At 73.0% G+C, this 21,842-nt stretch carries 20 protein-coding genes; 12 read left to right on the top strand and 8 right to left on the bottom strand.

Annotated elements, in window-relative coordinates; all coding sequences use genetic code 11:
* Positions 1-9: 9 nt before the first annotated feature.
* The 4 genes from cseB to ACZ60X_RS24935 all read right to left on the bottom strand — a co-directional run bounded on the left by cseB (position 10) and on the right by ACZ60X_RS24935 (position 3,102).
* Positions 10-714: a two-component system response regulator CseB gene (cseB, locus tag ACZ60X_RS24950; protein ID WP_469602453.1), complete on the bottom strand. Its 705-nt coding sequence runs from the start codon at positions 712-714 to the stop codon at positions 10-12.
* Positions 715-757: 43 nt separating this feature from the next.
* Entirely contained in the window at positions 758-1,360 is a 603-nt protein-coding gene (locus ACZ60X_RS24945) for a hypothetical protein (protein WP_469602450.1), read from the bottom strand.
* 41 nt (positions 1,361-1,401) lie between these two features.
* Positions 1,402-1,941 (bottom strand): SigE family RNA polymerase sigma factor, encoded by a 540-nt coding sequence (locus tag ACZ60X_RS24940; RefSeq protein WP_158923421.1) that lies wholly within the window; start codon positions 1,939-1,941, stop codon positions 1,402-1,404.
* A gap of 285 nt (positions 1,942-2,226) precedes the next feature.
* Positions 2,227-3,102 (bottom strand): HhH-GPD family protein, encoded by an 876-nt coding sequence (locus tag ACZ60X_RS24935; RefSeq protein WP_469602447.1) that lies wholly within the window; start codon positions 3,100-3,102, stop codon positions 2,227-2,229.
* 180 nt (positions 3,103-3,282) lie between these two features.
* Here ACZ60X_RS24935 and ACZ60X_RS24930 point away from each other — a divergent pair, with 180 nt between their 5' ends.
* Positions 3,283-4,095 carry a hypothetical protein gene (locus tag ACZ60X_RS24930; RefSeq protein WP_469602444.1) on the top strand — a complete coding sequence of 271 codons (813 nt, stop codon included), beginning with the start codon at positions 3,283-3,285 and terminating at the stop codon, positions 4,093-4,095.
* A 211-nt stretch (positions 4,096-4,306) separates the two neighbouring features.
* On the opposite strand, the gene disA is transcribed toward ACZ60X_RS24930, so the two are convergent.
* Together disA and radA are read right to left on the bottom strand one after the other, a co-directional pair.
* Positions 4,307-5,431 carry a DNA integrity scanning diadenylate cyclase DisA gene (gene disA, locus ACZ60X_RS24925; RefSeq protein ID WP_469602442.1) on the bottom strand — a complete coding sequence of 375 codons (1,125 nt, stop codon included), beginning with the start codon at positions 5,429-5,431 and terminating at the stop codon, positions 4,307-4,309.
* Positions 5,432-5,511: 80 nt separating this feature from the next.
* The gene (radA, locus tag ACZ60X_RS24920; protein ID WP_469602439.1) at positions 5,512-6,921 is read right to left on the bottom strand and encodes a DNA repair protein RadA; all 1,410 of its coding nucleotides are present in this window, start codon (positions 6,919-6,921) and stop codon (positions 5,512-5,514) included.
* A gap of 197 nt (positions 6,922-7,118) precedes the next feature.
* Here radA and ACZ60X_RS24915 point away from each other — a divergent pair, with 197 nt between their 5' ends.
* Positions 7,119-8,882, top strand: a complete 1,764-nt coding sequence (locus tag ACZ60X_RS24915; protein WP_469602436.1) for a BACON domain-containing protein — start codon at positions 7,119-7,121, stop codon at positions 8,880-8,882.
* Between the two features lie 28 nt (positions 8,883-8,910).
* Here ACZ60X_RS24915 and ACZ60X_RS24910 read toward each other — a convergent pair whose 3' ends face one another.
* A complete protein-coding gene (locus ACZ60X_RS24910; RefSeq protein ID WP_469602433.1) occupies positions 8,911-9,741 on the bottom strand; it encodes a DUF3109 family protein in 831 nt (276 codons plus the stop codon).
* A 71-nt stretch (positions 9,742-9,812) separates the two neighbouring features.
* Between ACZ60X_RS24910 and ACZ60X_RS24905 the strand changes: the two genes are divergently transcribed.
* The 4 genes from ACZ60X_RS24905 (at position 9,813) to ilvD (ending at position 14,320) form a co-directional block, all read left to right on the top strand.
* A complete protein-coding gene (locus ACZ60X_RS24905; RefSeq protein WP_469602430.1) occupies positions 9,813-10,745 on the top strand; it encodes a Ppx/GppA family phosphatase in 933 nt (310 codons plus the stop codon).
* Positions 10,746-10,894: 149 nt separating this feature from the next.
* Complete coding sequence (locus ACZ60X_RS24900; RefSeq protein ID WP_469602428.1) at positions 10,895-11,707, top strand: sugar phosphate isomerase/epimerase family protein; 813 nt, start codon at positions 10,895-10,897, stop codon at positions 11,705-11,707.
* Positions 11,704-12,345 carry a TetR/AcrR family transcriptional regulator gene (locus ACZ60X_RS24895; RefSeq protein WP_469602426.1) on the top strand — a complete coding sequence of 214 codons (642 nt, stop codon included), beginning with the start codon at positions 11,704-11,706 and terminating at the stop codon, positions 12,343-12,345. Before ACZ60X_RS24900 ends, ACZ60X_RS24895 begins: the two co-directional genes overlap by 4 nt.
* A 121-nt stretch (positions 12,346-12,466) precedes the next feature.
* Positions 12,467-14,320 carry a dihydroxy-acid dehydratase gene (ilvD, locus tag ACZ60X_RS24890; protein WP_469602423.1) on the top strand — a complete coding sequence of 618 codons (1,854 nt, stop codon included), beginning with the start codon at positions 12,467-12,469 and terminating at the stop codon, positions 14,318-14,320.
* 51 nt (positions 14,321-14,371) lie between these two features.
* Here ilvD and ACZ60X_RS24885 read toward each other — a convergent pair whose 3' ends face one another.
* On the bottom strand, positions 14,372-16,804 hold the full coding sequence (locus ACZ60X_RS24885; protein WP_469602421.1) for a serine/threonine-protein kinase: 2,433 nt from the start codon (positions 16,802-16,804) through the stop codon (positions 14,372-14,374).
* 179 nt (positions 16,805-16,983) lie between these two features.
* Here ACZ60X_RS24885 and ACZ60X_RS24880 point away from each other — a divergent pair, with 179 nt between their 5' ends.
* The 6 genes from ACZ60X_RS24880 to proC all read left to right on the top strand — a co-directional run bounded on the left by ACZ60X_RS24880 (position 16,984) and on the right by proC (position 21,326).
* Complete coding sequence (locus ACZ60X_RS24880; protein WP_469602418.1) at positions 16,984-17,301, top strand: SH3 domain-containing protein; 318 nt, start codon at positions 16,984-16,986, stop codon at positions 17,299-17,301.
* A gap of 57 nt (positions 17,302-17,358) precedes the next feature.
* Positions 17,359-17,892 (top strand): EamA/RhaT family transporter, encoded by a 534-nt coding sequence (locus ACZ60X_RS24875; protein ID WP_469602416.1) that lies wholly within the window; start codon positions 17,359-17,361, stop codon positions 17,890-17,892.
* Positions 17,893-18,008: 116 nt separating this feature from the next.
* Positions 18,009-18,794 (top strand): class I SAM-dependent methyltransferase, encoded by a 786-nt coding sequence (locus tag ACZ60X_RS24870; protein WP_469602413.1) that lies wholly within the window; start codon positions 18,009-18,011, stop codon positions 18,792-18,794.
* Between the two features lie 102 nt (positions 18,795-18,896).
* Positions 18,897-19,664, top strand: coding sequence for an ABC transporter ATP-binding protein (locus ACZ60X_RS24865; protein WP_469602411.1), 768 nt, complete (start codon positions 18,897-18,899; stop codon positions 19,662-19,664).
* Positions 19,661-20,449: an ABC transporter permease gene (locus ACZ60X_RS24860; RefSeq protein ID WP_469602407.1), complete on the top strand. Its 789-nt coding sequence runs from the start codon at positions 19,661-19,663 to the stop codon at positions 20,447-20,449. Before ACZ60X_RS24865 ends, ACZ60X_RS24860 begins: the two co-directional genes overlap by 4 nt.
* 64 nt (positions 20,450-20,513) lie before the next feature.
* A complete protein-coding gene (gene proC / locus ACZ60X_RS24855) occupies positions 20,514-21,326 on the top strand; it encodes a pyrroline-5-carboxylate reductase (protein WP_469602405.1) in 813 nt (270 codons plus the stop codon).
* Positions 21,327-21,842 lie beyond the last annotated feature (516 nt).

Raw genomic sequence — 21,842 nt, 5'->3', positions numbered from 1 at the left:
GCGCCTCGCTCAGGCCTTCAGCTTGTAGCCGAAGCCGCGGACCGTCTCGATGCGGTCCTGGCCGATCTTCTGACGCAGCCGCTGTACGTGCACGTCGACGACCCGGGTGTCACCGCCCCAGCCGTAGTCCCACACGCGCTCCAGCAGCTTGTCACGGGAGAGTACGGTGCCCGGCGCCGAGGAGAACTCCAGCAGCAGCCGCATCTCGGTCGGCGTGAGCGCCACCGGCTGCCCGGCCCGGCGCACCTCCATGCCCTCGGTGTCGATCTCCAGGTCGCCGAAGGTGAGCACGCCGCCGGAGACCTCCTCCGCGGGCCCGTCGGCGTGCGCGCCGCCGCCCGCGTGCCCGAAGCGGCGCAGCACCGCCCGGATCCGGGCGACGAGCACGGCACCGTCGAACGGCTTGGTCACGTAGTCGTCGGCGCCCGCCTCCAGACCGAGGACGACGTCGATGGAGTCGGCGCGCGCGGACAGCATGATCACCGGCACGGTCGACTCGTCGCGGATGCGCCGGCACAGGCTGACGCCGTCCAGGCCCGGCACCATGACGTCGAGCAGCGCGATGTCGGGACGGTCCGCCCGGAACGCCTCCAGGCCGGACAGGCCGTCGGGCATGGCGGTGACGGCGAAGCCGTCCCGCTCCAGGGCGAGCTGGGTGGCCTCGCGGATGACGTCGTCGTCCTCGACGAACAGGACGTGGGTCTGGTCTGCCATCCCGGTGCTCTCAGTCCTCGTGGTCGCTCGGTGGTCGTGGTCGTCAGTTGTCCGGCGCGGGCGTCGCGTCCTCGCCCGAGCCGGTCTTGCCGTAGTCCGTGTGGACCGGCGGCCGTCCGACGAAGCGGCCCGCGGTCCAGTCGTAGGTGATCACATCCTCGCCGGACGGACTGGAGATCGGATCGCTCTTCTTGTAGACCTGCTTGGTGACGGTCAGCAGGCCCTGGTCGATCTCCGCGTAAACCGGCGATTCCTCGGCCTTGAAGACATTCTTGTACGACCCGCCCTCGTCGCGGTACACGTACGACCCGATCCCGACCGCGTCGGCGCAGGTCAGCACATTGACGATGACGTCGTCCACCGTACCGCCGGTGAGCCGGCCGTAGGTGACGTCGACCGGGTACTCGTCGCCGCTGCACGGCTTCAGCTCCTGCTTGACGGTCGTCGAGACCGCGGGGTCCTGCCGGAGCAGCGTGACCGCGTCCACCTTCTTGTACGGGCGGGACGGGCTCGGCGACGGCGAGGCGACGGCCCCCGCCACCGCGGAGGCGTGTGCCGGGCCCTCGTCCCGGGCGCCCGTGCCGCCCGTGCCGCACGCGGCGACCAAAAGGCCGAGGGCGGCGAGCACGGACCCCACCGTGATCACCGCCTGCGTACCGCCTTGGGCCCCGTCGGACCCGGGCCCTGTCAGGCCGCGCAACGCTCCCGCTCCTCACGCTCCAGCGCGCGTGCGTCCAGATCGCGGGCCTCCAGCTCCTCGCGGAGCCGGGCGAGCGCCCGGTGCAGCGTGCTCTTGACCGTACCGGCCGACATGCCGAGGGCGGCGGCCGTCTCCTCCGTGGACATCTGTTCCCAGTGTCGCAGCACGACGACACTGCGCTGCTTCGGTGCGAGCACCTTCATGACGTCCATCAGCAGGGCCCGGTCGGCGTGCTGCTCGGTGGAGTCGTCCACGGACGCGTCCGGCAACTGCTCGGTGGGGACCTCCTCCAGTTTGCGCGCCCGCCACCACTCGGTCCGGGTGTTGATCATGACGCGGCGCAGGTAGGCGTCGGCGAGCCGCTTGTCGGCGATGCCCTCCCAGCGGCCGTACGTGCGCACCAGCGCGGTCTGCAGCAGGTCCTGGGCGTCGACCGGGTCCGGGACCAGTCGGCGGGCGCTGCGCAGCAGCGCGTCCTGCCGACTGCGGACGTACTCCTCGAATTCGAGCACCTCGCCCTGCGCCATGATCAACCGCCTCCGTTCCCCGTTCACTCCGGCTCATGCCTGAAGTCCTGCGTCCTGCGTTCCCCGTGTACGTGTCCGGTGGTCTGCCGGGCACAGAAGAGAAGTTAGGCAGTGGTTGTCACGGCGCTGTGCGGGCCAGCCTTCGGCCAGCAATCGGCTATCCGTCGGTTGTGTAACGGAAGTAGGTCCGGGGTAAAGGGGGCGGTTGTTATGTCCCTTTATGGGGTGCTTTGTAGGAGTTGTGGCTCGGTAGCGGCGCGGAGGTTCCTGTGACTTGGCTGTCCGTCAGCTGAGCGGCAGCCGATACAGACCGTCCGCGAGCGGCTCCACCAGACCGTCGGTGACGAGCCCGTCGAGCGCGCGGGCGCGCTGCACCGGCTCGTGCCACACCCGGTCCAGCACCTCCTGCGAGACCGGCGCGTGCGCCTCGCGCAGCACCGCCAGCAGCTTGCCGCGCACCTGGCGGTCCGTGCCCGCGTACGTCTGCCCGCGCCGCGGCGGCCCCGCGTGCTCCGGCTTGCCCGCGAGCCGCCACGCGCACTGCGCGGCGATCGGGCACCGCCCGCACCCCTCGTTCTTCGCCGTGCACACCAGCGCGCCCAGCTCCATGGAGGCGGCGGCCCAGCGCGCCGCCGTCCGCTCGTCCTGCGGCAGCAGCTCCCGGGCGAGCCTGCGCTCGGCGGCCGTCGTCGCGTTCGGCGGGTACTGCACGCCCGTCACGGCCCGCGCCAGCACCCGGCGCACGTTCGTGTCCAGCACCGCGTGCCGCTGGCCGTACGCGAAGGAGGCGACGGCCGCGGCCGTGTACTCGCCGATCCCGGGCAGCGCCAGCAACTGAGCGTGGTCCGTGGGTACGTCCCCGCCGTGCCGCTCCGTTATGGCGACGGCGGCGCCGTGCAGTCGCAGCGCCCGGCGCGGATAGCCGAGCCGGCCCCATGCGCGCACCGCCTCGCCCGGCGCCTCCTTGGCGAGGTCGGCGGGGCGCGGCCAGCGGGCCAGCCACTCCTCGTAGACGGGCAGCACCCGGTTGACGGGAGTCTGCTGGAGCATGAACTCGCTGACCATCACACCCCACGGGCCCGCCTCCGGGCGGCGCCAGGGGAGGTCGCGGGCATGAGCGTCGAACCAGGCGATCACGGGGGCGTGGAGCTTCTCAGTCATGGCCTTCCGATCCTGCCACGCCTCACCGGGCAGGGTGGGTGACCGCGCGGTCACCGAGCGTGGCGAAGGGCGAAGAACCCTGGGAGTCGGGGCAGTTGCCGGAATGATGATCCGGAAAAGTTGTCGTCGGCGCGGCGGGTGACGCAGGACAGCGCGCCGATCTCTCGTAAGGTTTGGGCCGTGGGATCTCTGCGCAATCCGGTCGGGCCGCTTCCCTCCTCCATCTACTGGCGAAGGAGGGCCGTACTGCTGGCCGTGGTCGCCGTGTTGGCGCTGCTGATCACCTGGATCGTCACCTCCGGCGGCGGAGGCGGCAAGAAGAGCAGCGACGCGTCCAACGGCAAGAATCCCGCGCCCACCATCACGCCGGGCCCCTCCTCCTCCGGGCCCGCCATCAGCCAACACCCCGGCGGCCGCGACGAGTCGGGCGGCGGGGATTCCTCGGGGAGCGCCGGCTCCGGTTCGGGTGACGGATCCTCGGGCTCCTCCGGTGGCTCCGGTTCCCCGGGCTCCGGCGGCGGCTCGTCCTCGGGTACGGCCGGTGGCGGTACGGTCGTCGCGGGCGACGCGCTCCCGGCGTCCTCCCCACTGCCCGACTGCACCTCCTCCACAGTGGCGTTGGGCCTGAAGAGCCTGCGCAACAGCTACTCGCCGGACCAGACGCCGACGTTCGAACTCACCGCGAAGAACAGCTCCTCGGCCGACTGCAAGGTCGATCTCGGGCCGAAGCACGCGGTGTTGACCATCACGCCGTCCAGCGGCAGCAACGCCTACTGGTCCTCGGCCGACTGCCCCCAGGGCGCGGCGAACCTCGCGTTCCGGGTGCCGGCGGGCCGGAGCATCACGTACACGGTGAAGTGGGACCGCAAGCCGAGCGCACCGCAGTGCGGGACGCCTGCGGCGGGCTCGGCGAAGGCGGATACGTATCTGCTGGAGGCGAGGACGCCGGGGTTCGGGACGCTGAAGGCTTCGTTCGTGCTGTCGGCGGACTGAGCGCTCCGCAGGCAGCGCCGCGCTGTGCCGTCGGTCGGCCGCGGGTCCGCCGTGGCCGGTCGCGCCCACGCGGCACAGCCGCCTGTCGGCACGGCCCCGCGCCCCTTCGGGACGCTGCCGAACTGCGCCGGACGTCGCCGAACCGCTGAGGGCACCCGCGGCGCCCCGAAGAGAGGCGCGGGGCCCCGCTCCGTCCGCGCCGGCGGGCGGCTCAGACGTACCGCTCCAGGATCGAGGACTCCGCCAGCCGCGACAGGCCCTCCCGCACGCTGCGGGCCCTGGCCTCACCGACGCCGTCCACGGTCTGGAGGTCGTCGACGCTGGCGGCGAGCAGTTTCTGCAGGCCGCCGAAGTGCTCCACCAAGCGGTCGATGATCGCGCCCGGCAGGCGCGGGACCTTGGCCAGCAGCCGGAAGCCGCGCGGGGACACGGCCGAGTCCAGCGTCTCGGGGGACCCGGTGTAGCCCAGCGCACGCGCCACCGTGCCCATTTCGAGCAGCTCCGCGTGGCTCAGCGCGTCCAGCTCGGACAGCGCCTCCTCGACCGTGCGGGAGCGCTTCGCCGTCGGCTCCGGGACGTAGTCCCGGACGACCAGCTCACGGTCCGGCTCGACGCCCGCGATCAACTCCTCCAGCTGGAGGGCGAGGAGACGGCCGTCGGTGCCCAGCTCGACCACGTACTCGGCGATCTCGGTGGCGATGCGGCGGACCATCTCCAGCCGCTGCGCGACGGCGGAGACGTCCCGGACCGTCACCAAATCCTCGATCTCCAGCGCCGACAGCGTGCCGGCCACCTCGTCCAGGCGGAGCTTGTAGCGCTCCAGCGTGGCCAGCGCCTGGTTCGCGCGGGACAGGATCGCGGCGGAGTCCTCCAGGACGCGGCGCTGGCCGTCGACGTAGAGGGCGATCAGGCGCATCGACTGCGAGACGGACACGACGGGGAAGCCGACCTGCTTGCTGACCCGGTCCGCCGTACGGTGCCGCGTGCCCGTCTCCTCCGTGGGGATGGTCGCGTCCGGCACGAACTGCACACCCGCGCGAAGGATCTTCGACAGGTCGGACGACAGCACGATGCCGCCGTCCAGCTTGCACAGCTCCCGCAGCCGGGTCGCGGTGAACTCCACGTCCAGCACGAAGCCGCCCGTGCACATCGCCTCGACCGTCTTGTCCGAGCCGAGGACGATCAGGCCGCCGGTGTTGCCGCGCAGCACGCGCTCCAGGCCGTCACGCAGAGCCGTACCGGGAGCCACGGCGCTCAGCGAGGCGCGCATCAGGCCATCGGAACCGGCACTCCCACCGGACTTTCCGGGAGCTGCTGCCCGGTCGTTGGCTGCCACTGCACTCCTCCGGTCGCAGGTTCTGACGCGCCCCCGCACCCGCACACGGTTCGTACGGACGGGCGAGACCTGCGCAAAGTCTACCGGCGCTCCTCCGCCTCCCGTGGGGCCTCTCGGCGACGGGAGCGGGGCAGGACCCGCAGCGCGTCCCCCATGTCCGCGACTTCCAGGACCTTCATACCGGACGGCACCTTGCCCGGATCGGTCGGCACGAGCGCGTGGGTGAAACCCAGCCGGTGCGCCTCGGCGAGCCGGCGCTGCACGCCCGTGACCCGTCTCACCTCGCCCGCGAGGCCCACCTCGCCGATGGCCACCAGGTTCTGCGGCAGCGGGGTGTCGCTGGCGGCGGAGGCGAGGGCGAGGGCGATGGCGAGGTCGGCGGCCGGCTCGGACAGCTTCACGCCGCCCACCGTCGCGGAGTAGATGTCCCGCTTGCCGAGCGCGCTGATCCGGCCGCGCTGCTCCAGCACCGCCAGCATCATCGACACGCGGGACGTCTCCAGGCCCGAGGTCGTCCGGCGCGGGGAGGGGATCTGGGAGTCGACGGTCAGCGCCTGCACCTCGGCCACCAGCGGGCGGCGGCCCTCCAGCGTGACCGTCAGGCAGGTGCCCGGCACCGGCTCGTCCCGCCGGGTCAGGAAGAGGCCGCTGGGGTCGGCGAGGCCGGTGATGCCCTCGTCGTGCAGCTCGAAGCAGCCGACCTCGTCCGTGGCGCCGTAGCGGTTCTTCACCCCGCGCACCAGGCGCAGGCGCGCGTGCCGGTCGCCCTCGAAGTGCAGGACGACGTCCACCAGGTGCTCCAGGAGACGCGGACCGGCGATCGCGCCGTCCTTCGTGACGTGGCCGACGAGGAGCGTGGACATGCCCCGCTCCTTCGAGGCGCGGATGAGGGCGCCCGCGACCTCCCGCACCTGCGCCATGCCGCCGGGCGCGCCCTCGATCTGAGGGGAGGCCACCGTCTGCACCGAGTCCAGGACCAGCAGGGACGGCTTGACCTCGTCCAAGTGCCCGAGGACGGCGGACAGATCGGTCTCGGCGGCCAGATACAGGTCGTCGTGGAGCGCGCCGATGCGGTCCGCGCGCAGCCGCACCTGGCTCGCCGACTCCTCGCCGGTGACATACAGGGTGCGGTGCTCGGCGCTCGCGGACTTGGCAGCCACGTCCAGCAGCAGGGTGGACTTGCCGACCCCGGGCTCGCCCGCGAGCAGCACGACCGCGCCGGGCACGAGACCGCCGCCGAGCACCCGGTCCAGTTCGGGCACGCCGGTCGTGCGGGCGGTGGCCTGGCGGCCGTCGACCTGGCCGATGGGCAGCGCGGAGGTGGTGACCCGGCCCGGTGCCGTCGTACGGACCGCGGGCGCGCCGTACTCCTCGACCGTGCCCCACGCCTGGCACTCGGGGCAGCGGCCGAGCCACTTGGCCGTCTGCCAGCCGCACTCGGTGCAGCGGTAGGACGGGCGGTCCTTGATGGTCTTGGTACGGGCAGCCATGCGGAAACCGTAGCCCCCGCCACTGACAACCGGTCCCCGCGGGCTGTGCAGGTGAACCGGCATCGGCCACCGCCCATCGGGTCCGGGTCGCGGAACAAAGGGTTCCTGTCCCCTTATGAGGGATCGTTTCACCCGTACGGATTAAAACTGCTCAAGGCGCGAGAAGGCGCGCTCCGCGGCCGCCTACGGTCGCACGGGTGATGAGGAGCAGCCCGGAGACCACGACCCGCACCACCGGCTCGCACCGGGCCCACCGCGCGGCGGGCGAAGCACGCGAGGCGCGCAAGGAGCGGGAGGCGCGTGACCGCGCCGCCGCGCGCACCCTCGCCCACCGGATGCCGGCGCGCTACGAGCCCTATCTGGACGGGCTGTTCACCTACTGCCTGTCGGTGCTGTGCGACCACGACGCGGCCACCACCGCCCTCCGTGACGTCCTCGCCCTCGCCGAGCGGCGCGCTCACCGCGTCCCGGAGGCCGCCGCCGAGCGCAGGGTCTGGCTGTACGCGCTGGCCCGCTGGGCGTGCCTGCGCGGGCTGGCCGAGGCCAAGCAGAAACGTCAGGCCACGCACGCGGCGGGCCGCCCGGCGGCGCCGAGAGCGGAGGGGACGGCGGCGGGCGAGGACCACGGCCCGGCACGGCGGCAGGCACCCGACGCGGCCTGCGCCCCGGACGTCCAGGAGCGGCGGCGCCGTGAACTCGCCCTGCTGGCCTGGCCGGAGGCGGCCGGGACCACCCCGGAGCAGCGCGAGGCGCTGGAACTCGCCGTCCGCCACCACCTCGCCGCCCACGAGGTCGCCGCCGTCCTCGGCATGGAGACCGCCACCGCGCGCGAACTGCTCGCCTCCGCCGCCTGCGAGGTCGAGCGCACCCGCGCGGCCCTGGCCGTGGTCGAGACCGGCGGCTGCCCGAGCGTGGCCCACCTCACCGGGGACGGCGGGCTGGTCCTGAGCACCGCGCTGCGCCGCGAACTGGTCCGGCACGTCGACGACTGCCCGCGCTGCCGCCGCACCGCCGAGCGGGCCGCCTCCGGCCGCTGGCCCGGCACCACCGTCACGCCCGCCGAACTGCCCGTCCTGGAGGCACCCCGCGCGGCCCTGCACCTGGCTCTCGCCCATCCTCCACGCGCGCGTGGCGCCGCCGTGCCCCGCTTCGACCGGCGCGGCTTCCCGATGGACCCCAAGGACCGCGCGGCCCGCCGCGACCGGCTCCGCGCGCGTGCGGTGACGACGACGGTCGTCGCCACCGTCGTCGCCGCCCCCGTCCTGGCCCTGTGGGCCGCGTACCGGGGCGCTCCCACGGCGGACGGCGACGGCCGCTCGGCCTCCGCGCGCGAGGCGCAGGGCCCCGACGCCCTCGCCGACGACCGGGACAGCGGCTACGAGAACGCGGGGAACGCCAGCGCGAAGCCCGCTGTCCGCGTCGGCGGGAACGGCAAGGCGGACGTCGCGGTGCAGGTCGTCGGCGTCGCCGGAGCGGGCCGGAAGGGCGCCGGGCAACTGGAGGTCAGCGCCGCCAACGACGGCGACACCACGCTGATCACCCTCGCCGCGACGGCGTCGGCCCCGGTGCGCTGGTCCGCGTCCACCGCCGCCGGCTGGCTCTACCTCAGCCGGTCCTCGGGAACCCTCGCCCCCGGCGACACGTTGACGATCAAGGTGTACGTCGACCATCTGCGCGAGCCCTCCGGCCCCTGGCACGCACAGGTGGCGATCTCCCCGGCCGGCGCGGTGGTCACGATCGACGGTTACGGCACGGCCCCGACCCGCCCGACCTCCCCCGCACCCCCGCCGTCCTCCCCCGCGACGCCGACCCCGCCGGCCACACCCCCCGCGACCCCGCCCGCCACCCCACCCTCCGGCCCACCGAGCAGCCCGACCCCGACGGGCCCGACTCCTCCGGCATCCCCGACACCGACCCCGACCCCGTCCGGCAGCGGTACGCCGAGCCCGTCGGGCGGCTAGGGAGCGGGGCGACAGGCGAGAGGCGGTGCTACGGCGCCGGGTCGGCGGGGTGGGGGGCGACCAGGGGCAGCTGGGACGCCAGGCGCGCCTCGCACAGCTCGACCAGACGGTCGTACCCCGCCTTGCCCATCAGTTCCGTCAGCTCGGCCCGGTAGGAGACGTACACCGGCTCGCCCGCGCCGTGCGCCGACGTCGCCGACGTACACCACCAGTGCAGGTCGTGGCCGCCCGGCCCCCAGCCCCGGCGGTCGTACTCACCGATGGAGACCTGCAGGACCCGTGTGTCGTCGGGGCGGTCGATCCAGTCGTACGTCCGCCGGATCGGCAGCTGCCAGCACACGTCCGGCTTGGTCTCCAGCGGCTCCCGGCCCTCCTTCAGGGCGAGGATGTGCAGCGAGCAGCCCGCGCCGCCCGCGAACCCCGGCCGGTTCTGGAAGATGCAGGAGCCCTGGAAGGGCCGCGTCTGCCGGGAGCCCTCCTCGTCCTTCGACACCCAGCCGCCCCGCACGCCCTCGTCGTGGTGCTGCCAGATCTCCGGGGTCAGCCTCGCCACGTGCTCCGCGACCCGCTTCTCGTCGTCCTCGTCCGAGAAGTGCGCGCCCAGCGAGCAGCACCCGTCGTCCGCGCGGCCCGCCTGGATGCCCTGGCAGCCGCTGCCGAAGACACAGTTCCAGCGAGAGGTCAGCCATGTCAGATCACAGCGGAAGACCTGCTCGTCGTCCGCGGGATCGGGAAACTCCACCCAGGCGCGCGCGAAGTCGAGCCCCTTCTCGTCGCTCATCTTCGACCCCTTGGAGGACGTGGCGGTCCTATGCGATGTGTCCGCCTTGCCGGCCTTCGCCTTTTTCGTCTTTGGCACAGGTCCAGGGTAAGTGGCCGAGGACCGCTCCGGGGACCGTGGACCGGCGATCTGGCAGTAGCGTTCCGTACATGAGACTCGGTGTCCTGGACGTGGGTTCGAACACGGTGCATCTGCTGGTGGTGGACGCCCACCCCGGCGCGCGCCCGCTGCCCGCGCATTCGCACAAGGCCGAACTCCGGCTCGCCCAACTCCTCGACGACAGCGGCGCCGTCGGCGACGACGGCATACACAAGCTGGTCGACGTCGTCCAGGACGCGCTCCAGGCCGCCGAGGACAAGGGCGTCGAGGACCTGCTGCCGTTCGCCACCTCCGCCGTCCGGGAGGCGAGCAACGCCGACGACGTCCTCGCGCGCGTGGCCGACGAGACCGGCGTACGGCTCCAGGTCCTCAGCGGCGAGGAGGAGGCCCGCCTCACCTTCCTCGCCGTGCGCCGCTGGTTCGGCTGGTCCGCCGGCAAGCTGCTGGTCCTGGACATCGGCGGCGGCTCCCTGGAGATCGCCTACGGCATGGACGAGGAGCCGGACGCCGCCGTCTCGCTGCCGCTCGGCGCCGGCCGGCTCACGGCGGGCTGGCTGCCCGGCGACCCGCCCGACCCCGAGGACGTCCGCGCCCTGCGCCGCCACGTCCGTACGGAGATCGCGCGCACGGTCGGCGAGTTCAGCCGCCTCGGCACCCCCGACCACGTCGTCGCCACGTCCAAGACCTTCAAGCAGCTCGCCCGCATCGCGGGCGCCGCCCGCAGCGCCGACGGCCTCTACGTCCAGCGCGAACTCAAGCGCGAGTCCCTGGAGGCCTGGGTCCCGCGCCTGGCCGGCATGACCGAGGCGCAGCGCGGTGAGCTGCCCGGAGTCTCGGAGGGCAGGGCCGGCCAGCTGCTGGCGGGCGCCCTGGTGGCCGAGGGCGCGATGGATCTGTTCGGGGTGGAGAGCCTGGAGGTCTGCCCGTGGGCGCTGCGGGAGGGCGTCATCCTGCGGCGCCTCGATCACATGGGTTCGGCCTAGCGCTCCGGAGGGCGGAGGTCCGTATCGACGGGCGGCCGCGCCGCGTGGCCGCGCGTACGCACCACGGACCCGCACCCGCAAATGGCGAAGGTCACAACGGCGAACAGGCACCCCACGCCCGAGCCACTCAACCCCTTAAGGTGGCATCCGTGGCCGAACCCAGGGACGTCCCCGTCGCGCTGTCGACAGCCTCCGTCTACCCGGAGTCGACGGCGACGGCCTTCGAGACCGCCGCGCGCCTCGGATACGACGGCGTCGAGGTCATGGTGTGGACCGATCCGGTCAGCCAGGACCTGGAGGCGCTGCGCCGCCTGTCGGACTACCACGGCATCCCGATCCTGGCCGTCCACGCCCCCTGTCTGCTGATCACCCAGCGGGTCTGGTCGACGGACCCCTGGATGAAGCTCCAGCGGGCCCAGGCGGCCGCCGAGAAGCTGGGTGCCTCCACCGTCGTCGTCCACCCGCCCTTCCGCTGGCAGCGGCAGTACGCGCGCGACTTCGTCGACGGGATCTGGCGGATGGCGAACGAGACGGACGTACGGTTCGCGGTCGAGAACATGTACCCGTGGCGCTACCGCGACCGCGAGATGCTGGCGTACGCCCCCGACTGGGACGTCACCCAGCACGACTACCGGCACTTCACGATCGACCTCAGCCACGCGGCCACGGCCCGCACCGACGCCCTGGAGATGGCCGGCCGCATGGGCGACCGCCTCGGTCACGTGCACCTCGCCGACGGCCGCGGCTCCGCCAAGGACGAGCACCTGGTGCCCGGCCGCGGCACCCAGCCCTGCGCCGAGCTGCTGGAGCATCTGGTCCTGTCCGGATTCGACGGCCATGTCGTGATCGAGGTCAACACCCGGCGGGCGATGTCGAGCGCCGAGCGCGAGGCCGACCTCGCCGAGGCCCTGGCCTTCACCCGCAAGCACCTGGCCGCGGCGGTACGGGTGCCCCGGCGATGAACGGCTCCGAGTCCGAGCCCACGCCGCCGGCGGCCGGCGAGCGCAGCGTCCGCAGACGGGGCCGGCCGCCGCGCACGGAATCCGCCGGCACCCGCGACCGCATCCTGACCGCGGCCCGCGAGGAGTTCTCCGAGCGCGGCTACGACAAGACCTCCGTCCGCGGCATCGCCAAGGCGGCCGGGGTCGACTCCGCGCTCGTGCACCACTACTTCGGCACCAAGGAACAGGTCTTCGAGGCGGCCGTCGCGGTGGTCTTCGCGCCCGCGCTGAACGCCTCCGCCGAGGTGGCCGCCGGCCCGCCGGACGGGACGGGGGAGCGGCTGGCCCGCTTCGTCCTCGGCGTCTGGGAGAACCCCACGACCCGCACGCCGCTGCTCGCGATCCTCCGCTCGGCCGTCAACAACGACACCGCCGCCGCCGTCTTCCGCCGCCTGATCGCCTCCCAGCTGCTGCGCCGGATCGCCGCCCAGGTGGAGCTGCCGGACGCGGAACTGCGCGCCGAGCTGGCGGCCGCCCAGCTGGTCGGCGTGCTGATGATGCGTTACGTGATCAAGCTGGAGCCGCTGGCGTCCGCCGACCTGGACCAGATCGTCGCCCGCGTCGCCCCCGTCGTACAGCACCACCTCACGGACCGGTGATACGCGCGTCCCGTATTCCGGACAACCGTGTCCAGTCCTTGGAGCAGCGGCGTACGCTCGGGCGTAGTGCCAGAACTCTCTGGCGGTAGGTCTTCGTAGGTCTTCGAAGGAGCGAGCGACGATGCCCGAGCTGAGGTCCCGCACAGTCACCCACGGCCGCAACATGGCGGGCGCCCGCGCCCTGATGCGTGCCTCCGGTGTACCCGGTGCGGACATCGGCCGGAAGCCGATCATCGCGGTCGCGAACTCCTTCACCGAGTTCGTGCCGGGCCACACCCACCTCCAGCCGGTCGGCCGGATCGTCAGCGAGGCGATCAAGGAGGCGGGCGGCATCCCGCGCGAGTTCAACACGATCGCCGTGGACGACGGCATCGCCATGGGGCACGGCGGGATGCTCTACTCGCTGCCCTCCCGCGACCTGATCGCCGACAGCGTCGAGTACATGGTGGAGGCCCACTGCGCCGACGCCCTGGTCTGCATCTCCAACTGCGACAAGATCACCCCGGGCATGCTGATGGCCGCGCTGCGCCTCAACATCCCGACGGTCTTCGTCTCCGGCGGCCCGATGGAGTCCGGCCGCGCCACGCTGGTCGACGGAACGGTCCGCACCCTCGACCTGGTCGACGCGATCTCCGACGCCGTGAACGAGAAGATCTCGGACGAGGACATCCTCCGCATCGAGGAGAACGCCTGCCCGACCTGCGGCAGCTGTTCCGGCATGTTCACCGCCAACTCGATGAACTGCCTGACCGAGGCCATCGGCCTCTCCCTGCCAGGCAACGGCTCGGTCCTCGCCACCCACACCGCCCGCCGCCGCCTCTACGAGGACGCGGCCCGCACGGTCATGGACCTCACCCGCCGCTACTACGAGCAGGACGACGACTCGGTCCTGCCCCTGAACATCGCCACCTTCCAGGCCTTCGAGAACGCCATGGCCCTGGACATCGCGATGGGCGGCTCCACCAACACGATCCTGCACCTGCTGGCCGCCGCCCAGGAGGCGGGCGTCCCGTTCGGCCTGGAGCAGATCGACGCGGTCTCGCGCCGCGTGCCGTGCCTGGCGAAGGTCGCGCCCAACGTCGCCAAGAACCGCACGTACTACATGGAGGACGTGCACCGCGCCGGCGGCATCCCCGCCCTGCTCGGCGAACTGCACCGCGCGGGCCTGCTCAACGAGGACGTGCACGCGGTCCACAGCCCGTCCCTGGCGGACTGGCTGAAGACCTGGGACGTCCGCGGCGGCTCCCCGTCCCCGGAGGCGGTCGAGCTGTGGCACGCGGCCCCCGGCTGCGTCCGCTCCGCCGAGGCCTTCTCGCAGTCCGAGCGCTGGGAGTCCCTGGACGACGACGCCGAGGGCGGCTGCATCCGCTCCGCCGAGCACGCGTACTCCAGGGACGGAGGCCTCGCGGTCCTCAAGGGCAACCTCGCGGTCGACGGCTGCGTGGTGAAGACGGCCGGCGTGGACGAGTCGATCTGGACCTTCGAGGGCCCGGCCGTCGTCTGCGAGTCGCAGGAGGAGGCCGTCCAGCGGATCCTCACCCACGAGGTCAAGGACGGCGACGTCGTCGTCATCCGCTACGAGGGCCCCAAGGGCGGCCCCGGCATGCAGGAGATGCTCTACCCGACCTCGTACCTGAAGGGCCGAGGCCTCGGCAAGACCTGCGCCCTGATCACCGACGGCCGCTTCTCCGGCGGCACCTCGGGCCTGTCCATCGGTCACGCCTCGCCCGAGGCGGCCTCCGGCGGCACGATCGCCCTCGTCCAGGACGGCGACCGCATCCGCATCGACATCCCGAACCGCACGATCGAGCTGCTGGTCGACGAGGCCGAGCTGGCCCGCCGTGAGCAGGCGCTGGACGGGGTGTACGCCCCGAAGAACCGCGACCGCAAGGTCTCCGCCGCCCTGCGCGCCTACGCGGCGATGGCGACCAGCGCGGACAGGGGCGCCGTGCGCGACGTGACCAAGCTGGGCTGAGCCCGCAGGTACATCGGGGGCCGCTTCCCGTCGGGGCGGCCCCCTGCCGTGTCACCAGTCGGCGGGATTGCGCGCGGCCACGCCGAAGACCGTCCCGTCGGGGGCGGCGGCGTAGATCCGGCCGTCGACGACCAGGGGTGCGGGCAGGTCGGCGGTGACCGTGCCCGCGTCGGCGCCGAGCCGGGCCGGAGTCTGCCCGACGAGGCGGCCGGCCCGCGCGTCGACGGCGAGCAGCCGCCCGTCGGCCGCGGTGAAGCAGACGTGCCGGCCGTCGGAGACCGGCGCCGAGCCGCGGCTGACGGACGTCTCCAGGTGCCACAGCCGCCGGCCGGCGTCCACATCGACCGCTTCCAGCGAGCCTCCCGCGGCCAGCAGGTACACGGTGCCGCCGTGCACGGCGGCCTGCGGCGACAGACGCGGCACCGCAAGGGCCACCCGGCGCGTCGCCTTCGCGGCCGGGGTGTAGCGGACCACGGCGTCCGTGGCCGAGGTCCCGTCGACGGACAGGAAGAACAGGGATCCGCCCTGGCTGCCGACGGGGTTCAGCGTCCCGTCCAGCGACGCCTCCCAGCGCACCGCGCCCGTGTCCGGATCGACGGCGGCCACATGCGTGTGCGCCCCGTCCGGCGACGAGGTCGTCGCGTACGCCAGCGGGTCCCCGGCGAACGAGGTCAGGGCCGGCGTGCTGTAGCCGGGAAGGCGCCGGTGCCACTTCGACCGGCCCGACCCGCCGTCCACGCCGGTGACCGTGCCGTCGGGGGCCGTGAGCAGGGCCGTGCCGCCGGCGTGGCGGACCGTCGTGCCGCGCGGCAGCCGCCGCTGCCACACCTCGGCGCCGGAGCGCGGGTCGCGTGCCGTGAGCAGCGCGCCGCCGTCCGCGCAGAACTGCACGAGGGAGCCCACCGGAACCGGCGGTCCGCACGCGGGCACGGCGGGAACGGAACGGTGCCACAGGAGCTTGCCGTCGCCGGGGGAGAGGGCGAAGGCGGCACCGGTCCGGGCGCAGAACACCGTCCCCGCGCCGTACGCGCACTGCGGCATCCCCGACGCCTCGGGCACCGGTCTGGCCTGCCAGGAGGCGAACGCCGCCGCCGTGGTGCGCGGGCCCGTGCCCGCCGGCACCGGCCCACCGCCCCCGATCAGCTGGACCGACGCGACGGCCGCGGCCACGACGAGCCCCACCGCCCCGGCCCCCACGGCCACCTTCCCGCCGACCCGCCTCCCGCCCGCCGGCTCGGGTCGCCCCCCGGCCCTGGTCCGGCTCCTGTCCGCCGTCCCGGGCCGCCCCCGGGCCCCGGTCTGCCTCCCCACCATCGGCCCGGTCCGCCTCCCGGCTCCGGCTCGCCCCCCGGCTGTCGACTCGGGCTGCTCCCGGGCCTCGGCCCGCCCGGCCGACCACATACCCGACCGGTCACTCATCGGATCACCCGACGGATCACCCGACGGGTCACCCGACCGGTCACCTGCCGGGTCACCTGACCGGTCACCCGACCGCCCGGCCCATCGCCTCGCCCACCGCCCGGCCGACGCCCCGCCGACACCCGCGGGGCCGGCCGTACGCGGCGCCCCGTCGCCCGTACCGTGCCCCGCGTCACCGCGGCCCTGCGCCGCATCGCCCGTACGCTGCGCCGGTATGAAGGCCTGCGTGTCGTACGAGGCCGCCACCGACCGCAGTTCCCGCATCAACTCGTCCGGCGTCGGACGGTCCTCGGGCTCCTTGGCCAGGCAGCGCAGCACGAGCGGCGCGAGACTCTCCGGCACCCCGGACAGATCGGGCTCGTGGTGCACCACCTGATAGGCGACGACGTACGGGCTGTCGGAGTCGAACGGCCCGCGCCCGGTCGCCGCGTGCACCATCACCGAGCCGAGCGCGAAGATGTCGGCGGCCGGCCCGACCTCGCGCGGGCGCCGGAACTGCTCGGGCGCCATGAAGGGCGGCGTGCCGATCAGCTTGCCGGTCTCGGTGCGCAGCTCGCTGTCCTTCGGCCGGGAGATGCCGAAGTCGATGACCTTCGGGCCGTCCTCGGCCAGCAGCACGTTGCCCGGCTTCAGATCCCGGTGCACGACCCCCACCCGGTGGATGTCGCGCAAGGCCTCGGCGAGCCCCGCCATGAGCCGACGCAACTGCGCGGCCGGCATCGGCCCGCTCCGCTTGACGTGCTCGGACAGGGTGGGCCCGGGAATGAACAGCGTCGCCATCCACGGCCGTTCGGCCTCCGGATCGGCGTCGACGACCGGCGCGGTGAAAGCACCGCTCACGCGCCGGGCGGCCGTCACCTCCTGCCGGAACCGGCCCCTGAACTCGGGGTCACGGGCGAACTCCGCGTGGACGACCTTCACCGCGAGCTTCATCCCGGAGGTGCTGCGCGCCAGATGGACGACGCCCATGCCGCCCGACCCCAGAGAGGACTCCAGGCGGTAGTGACCGGCGTACTCGGGAAGGTCCGCTTCCGCGCCGGTCCCCGTGTTCCTCCCTGGCGCCATGGGACCACCCCCGTGCTGTTCGTCCGCGCGCGCGACGCACGGAGCCTAGTCGATGACTCGTGCGAGACAGAGGCGGCTTGCTAGCCTGCGCGCGCGAGTCGCGCACACCTGTACCGCGGCTCGATCACGGGGATCACTGACACCCATGGCGACCATGGGGCGCAACGGGGAGGAACCACATGGCTGTTGACCGCACCGAAGAGGCCGGGGCCGGCACCGCCGACGAGTCGGTGACCGCGCAGGCGGCCATCAGCACGTACCCGGTGGCCCCGGGCGTCCGCCTGAACGTCCGCAGCGGCCCGGGCACCGACTACGGGATCGTGCGCGTCCTGCCCGAGGGCGTGAGCGTCCCGGTCTTCTGCCAGTCCCCGGGCACGACGGTCTCGGGCCCGTACGGCACGTCGAACATCTGGGACAACATCGACAACGGCCAGTACGTCTCCGACGCCTACGTCCACACCGGCAGCGACGGCTACATCGCCTCGCGCTGCGGCTGACCCCGCTCGGGAGCCCGCCCCCGTCCGGCACCGCGGCCGTTCGCCATAATCGATGCCGTGAGCGACGAGAGCGACGAAACCGGCACCCCGGACACCCCGGCGGGCTCCCCAGACGGCGCGAGCCAGGGCGGCGGCCCCCGCCCCGAGCCCCTGCGCTTCTTCGGCACCTCCTGGGTGAACCACGACCACGGCTACGCGGCCCGCCGCGCCGGCGTCGCCGTCGGCTCCCTCGCCGCGGCCGCCGCCTCCTGTCTGGTGCTGCGCTTCGCCTACGAGGGCGTCCGGATCGCCGACACCGGCTCCTTCGTGACCGTGCTGGTCATCGCCATGTTCGCGATCTGCAGCGCGCTCGCCTTCCGCAACACCTGGGAGGGCTTCGGCAAGCGTCCCGATCCCCAGCGCCAGGCCTCCCTGCGCGGCCTGCTCACCATCGGCTTCGTCGGCTCCCTCCTCGCCTACTTCTTCCGCTCCCTCACCGAGGCCCCGGGCGAGAAGCTCCACCGCGAGGAGTACGACCAGGCCCGCGAGGCCCACCAGCGCCGCACCGCCCGCCGCACCGGCAACCCGTCGAAGAAGAAGCGGCGGAAGTAGGGAAGTCCCGTCGGACGGCCGCCACCGGCGGCGACGGTACGGCGGCCGTCAGCACGTACGGGCGAGCCCCCGAAAACCCGGCGCGTCCGCCCCACCCGGTCGACCACCATGGCCGTATGACCCCGACGCCCCCCTCACCGACCTCACCGGCCGCCCGCGCCCACTCCTTCAACGCCGCGGCCGCCCAGTACGCCGCGCACCGTCCCTCCTACCCGCCCGCCCTCTTCGACGCCGTCGAGGAACTGGCCGGCCGGCCGCTCACCGGCGCCAGGGTCGTGGACGTCGGCGCCGGCACCGGCATCTCCACCGCCCTCCTGCACGAGCGCGGCGCCGACGTGCTCGCCGTCGAACCCGGCGAGGGCATGGCCGCCGAGTTCCGCCGCAAACTGCCGCACGTCCGGCTCGTGCGCGGCAGCGGCAACGCCCTCCCCGTCACCGACGCCCACGCCGACTTCGTCACCTACGCCCAGGCCTGGCACTGGACCGACACCGCCCGGTCGGTGCCGGAGGCCCTGCGCGTGCTGCGGCCGGGCGGCGCGCTGGCGCTGTGGTGGAACACCGACGCCCTCGACGTCGGCTGGATCGCCGAGGCGGCCGAGCGCAGGGGCCGCCTGCTGGGCGTGGACTTCGCGGCCAGGAAACGCCGCGCCCGGGGAAGCACCGACATGGCGGACCCCAGCGGGCGCCTGGACTTCGTCCGCCGAGAGGTCCGCTGGAGCCGGCATGTCCCGGTCGACACCCACATCGCCAACATCGGCAGCCACTCGGACTTCCTCGTGATGCCCGCCGACCGCAGGACCGCCTTCCTGGAGGAGGAGCGCGCCCATCTGCTCGTGGCCTTCCCCGACGGGATCGTCGAGGAGACGTACGACGTCCTGCTTCTCGTCGCCGCCAAGGCCTGACGAACACCCCGACCACGTCAAGGGGCCGAGCACCGCTCGGCCCCTTGACGTCGTCTTCAGGGGCCTTGACGCCGGTGCCCGCCCGGGGCAATTATTCATCACATGATGAATAAAGCGGTCCGGGCCGACGACCTCACCGTCGTCCGCGGCCGGCGCACGGTCCTGCACCACCTCGGCTTCACCGTCCCGCGCGGCCGGATCACCGGCCTGCTCGGCCCCTCCGGCTGCGGCAAGTCGACCCTCATGCGCGCCATCGTCGGCACCCAGGCCAAGGTCACCGGCACCCTGGACGTCCTCGGCCACCCGGCCGGACACCCCGCCCTGCGCAGCCGCGTCGGCTACGTCACCCAGGCCCCCTCCGTCTACGGCGACCTGACCGTCCGGCAGAACCTGGAGTACTTCGCCGCGGTCCTCGACCCCGGTCACGCCGCCGCCGGCCGTCGGCACGAGCACGTCACCCGAGCCGTCACCGACGTCGACCTCACCAGTCACGCCGACGCCCTCGCGGGCACCCTCTCCGGCGGCCAGCGCAGTCGGGTCTCGCTGGCCGTGGCCCTGCTCGGCGCCCCCGAACTCCTCGTCCTGGACGAGCCCACCGTCGGCCTCGACCCGGTCCTGCGCCGCGACCTGTGGGACCTCTTCCACGACCTCACCACGACCCGCGGCACCACACTCCTCGTCTCCTCCCACGTCATGGACGAGGCCGAACGCTGCGACCGCCTCCTGCTCATGCGGGAGGGCGAGATCCTCGACGACGACACCCCGGACGCCCTGCGCACCCGCACCGGTACGGACACCGTCGAAGCGGCCTTCCTCCGCCTGGTCGACGAGGCCGCCACCGCACCCCGCACCCAGGAGTCCTCCCGATGACCGCCACGACCTCCGCACCGGCCCCCGCGCCCGCGCCCGCCGGTGCCCTGAGCGCCTCCCGCACGACCGCCACCGCCACCCGGGTCCTGCGCCAGCTCCGCCACGACCCGCGCACGATCGCGCTGCTGATCCTCGTGCCCTGCCTGATGCTGGTCCTGCTGCGCTACGTCTTCGACGCGAGCCCCCGCACCTTCGACACCATCGGCGCCTCCCTGCTCGGGGTCTTCCCGCTGATCACGATGTTCCTGGTCACGTCCATCGCCACCCTGCGCGAGCGCACCTCCGGCACCCTCGAACGCCTCCTCTCCCTGCCCCTCGGCAAGGCCGACCTGATCGCCGGCTACGCCCTCGCCTTCGGCGCCCTCGCGATCGTCCAGTCCGCCCTGGCCACGGGCCTCGCGGTCTGGTTCCTGGGCCTGGACGTACTGGGCTCGCCCTGGCTGCTCCTCCTGGTGGCCCTGCTCGACGCCCTGCTCGGCACGGCCCTCGGCCTCTTCGTCTCCGCCTTCGCGGCCTCGGAGTTCCAGGCGGTCCAGTTCATGCCGGCGGTGATCTTCCCGCAGCTCCTCCTGTGCGGCCTGTTCACCCCGCGCGCCGACATGCACCCCGCCCTCACGGCCGTCTCCGACGTCCTCCCCATGTCCTACGCCGTCGACGCCATGAACCAGCTCCTCCACCACACCGACACGACGGCCACCTTCGTGCGGGACGTCCTGATCGTGACGGGCTGCGCGCTCCTGGTCCTCGTCCTGGGCGCGGCGACCCTGCGCCGACGCACGCCCTGACCACGCGTTCCGCCCACCGGACAGCACCCCCCACGCCCGGCACCCCGGTGCCAGACTGGCCCCCATGAGCCAGAAAGTCGCAGTCCTCGGCACCGGCAAAATCGGCGAAGCCCTGCTCAGCGGAATGATCCGCGCCGGCTGGGCCCCCACCGACCTCCTGGTCACGGCCCGCCGCCCGGAACGCGCCGAAGAACTCCGTACGCGCCACGGAGTCACCCCGGTCACCAACGCCGAGGCCGCCAAGACCGCCGACACCCTGATCCTCACGGTCAAACCGCAGGACATGGGCGCCCTCCTGGACGAGCTGGCCCCGCACCTCCCCGCCGACCGCCTGGTCATCAGCGGCGCCGCCGGCATCCCCACCGCCTTCTTCGAGGAACGCCTGGCCGCGGGCACCCCGGTCGTCCGCGTCATGACCAACACCCCGGCCCTCGTGGACGAGGCCATGTCGGTCATCTCCGCCGGTACGCACGCCACCGAGGCGCACGTCGCGCACGCCGAGGAGATCTTCGGCGCCGTCGGGAAGACGCTCCGGGTCCCCGAGTCCCAGCAGGACGCCTGCACCGCCCTGTCCGGCTCCGGCCCGGCCTACTTCTTCTACCTGGTCGAGGCCATGACCGACGCCGGCATCCTGCTCGGCCTGCCCCGCGACAAGGCCCACGACCTCATCGTCCAGTCCGCGATCGGCGCCGCCGTGATGCTCCGCGACAGCGGTGAGCACCCGGTCAGGCTGCGCGAGAACGTCACCTCCCCGGCCGGTACGACGATCAACGCCATCCGCGAGCTGGAGAACCACGGCGTCCGCGCCGCCCTGATCGCCGCCCTCGAAGCCGCCCGCGACCGCAGCCGCGAACTCGCCTCCGGCAAGAAGGACTGACCGCCGGACCCGCAGGTCCTGACCCCCCACCCCGGAGCCGACGTACGCCTCCGGGGTGATCCACGACCGCCGGTTGACACGCCCCACCTCGATCCGTACTGTTCTCCGAGTTGTCCGACGTGAGCGCCGACTCCGGTCGGTCCCCGGACAGCCATTCCGCAAGTCCACGCCACTGATCGTCGCTGTAGCGCCGGTTGTTTTGGCGTGCGCATTTGCGAAATGAGGAATCCGCGTTCGAAAGAACTCGGCCCCCGATTAGCTCGGGAGCAAGGAATCCGCTAAAGTCTCACTCGTCGGAACGGCCCAACGGCCGGGAGGACAAGCCCCCTGACTGGGAGTCAGACACCGAAAGGATCTGATAGAGTCGGAACCGCCGGAAAGGGAAACGCGAAGCGAAAGCGGAGCGGGAACCTGGAAAGCGCCGAGGAAATCGGATCGAGAAAAGATCTGATAGAGTCGGAAACACCGAAGGGAAGCCCGGAGGAAAGCCCGAGAGGGTGAGTACAAAGGAAGCGA

It is taken from the genome of Streptomyces sp. NPDC104106 (assembly GCF_055584345.1).
The sequence above is the reverse complement of the archived record's forward strand: the minus strand, read 5'-3'. Positions and strand labels throughout refer to the sequence as shown.

Bases quoted from the DNA above. Each gene is read 5' to 3' on its own strand.
- ACZ60X_RS24885 (WP_469602421.1), bottom strand. From the start codon at position 16,804: ATGGCGCCAGGGAGGAACACGGGGACCGGCGCGGAAGCGGACCTTCCC.
- proC (WP_469602405.1), top strand. From the start codon at position 20,514: ATGAGCCAGAAAGTCGCAGTCCTCGGCACCGGCAAAATCGGCGAAGCC.
- cseB (WP_469602453.1), bottom strand. From the start codon at position 714: ATGGCAGACCAGACCCACGTCCTGTTCGTCGAGGACGACGACGTCATC.
- ilvD (WP_469602423.1), top strand. From the start codon at position 12,467: ATGCCCGAGCTGAGGTCCCGCACAGTCACCCACGGCCGCAACATGGCG.
- ACZ60X_RS24935 (WP_469602447.1), bottom strand. From the start codon at position 3,102: ATGACTGAGAAGCTCCACGCCCCCGTGATCGCCTGGTTCGACGCTCAT.
- ACZ60X_RS24870 (WP_469602413.1), top strand. From the start codon at position 18,009: ATGACCCCGACGCCCCCCTCACCGACCTCACCGGCCGCCCGCGCCCAC.
- ACZ60X_RS24895 (WP_469602426.1), top strand. From the start codon at position 11,704: ATGAACGGCTCCGAGTCCGAGCCCACGCCGCCGGCGGCCGGCGAGCGC.
- ACZ60X_RS24880 (WP_469602418.1), top strand. From the start codon at position 16,984: ATGGCTGTTGACCGCACCGAAGAGGCCGGGGCCGGCACCGCCGACGAG.
- radA (WP_469602439.1), bottom strand. From the start codon at position 6,921: ATGGCTGCCCGTACCAAGACCATCAAGGACCGCCCGTCCTACCGCTGC.
- ACZ60X_RS24860 (WP_469602407.1), top strand. From the start codon at position 19,661: ATGACCGCCACGACCTCCGCACCGGCCCCCGCGCCCGCGCCCGCCGGT.
- ACZ60X_RS24940 (WP_158923421.1), bottom strand. From the start codon at position 1,941: ATGGCGCAGGGCGAGGTGCTCGAATTCGAGGAGTACGTCCGCAGTCGG.
- ACZ60X_RS24865 (WP_469602411.1), top strand. From the start codon at position 18,897: ATGATGAATAAAGCGGTCCGGGCCGACGACCTCACCGTCGTCCGCGGC.
- ACZ60X_RS24905 (WP_469602430.1), top strand. From the start codon at position 9,813: ATGAGACTCGGTGTCCTGGACGTGGGTTCGAACACGGTGCATCTGCTG.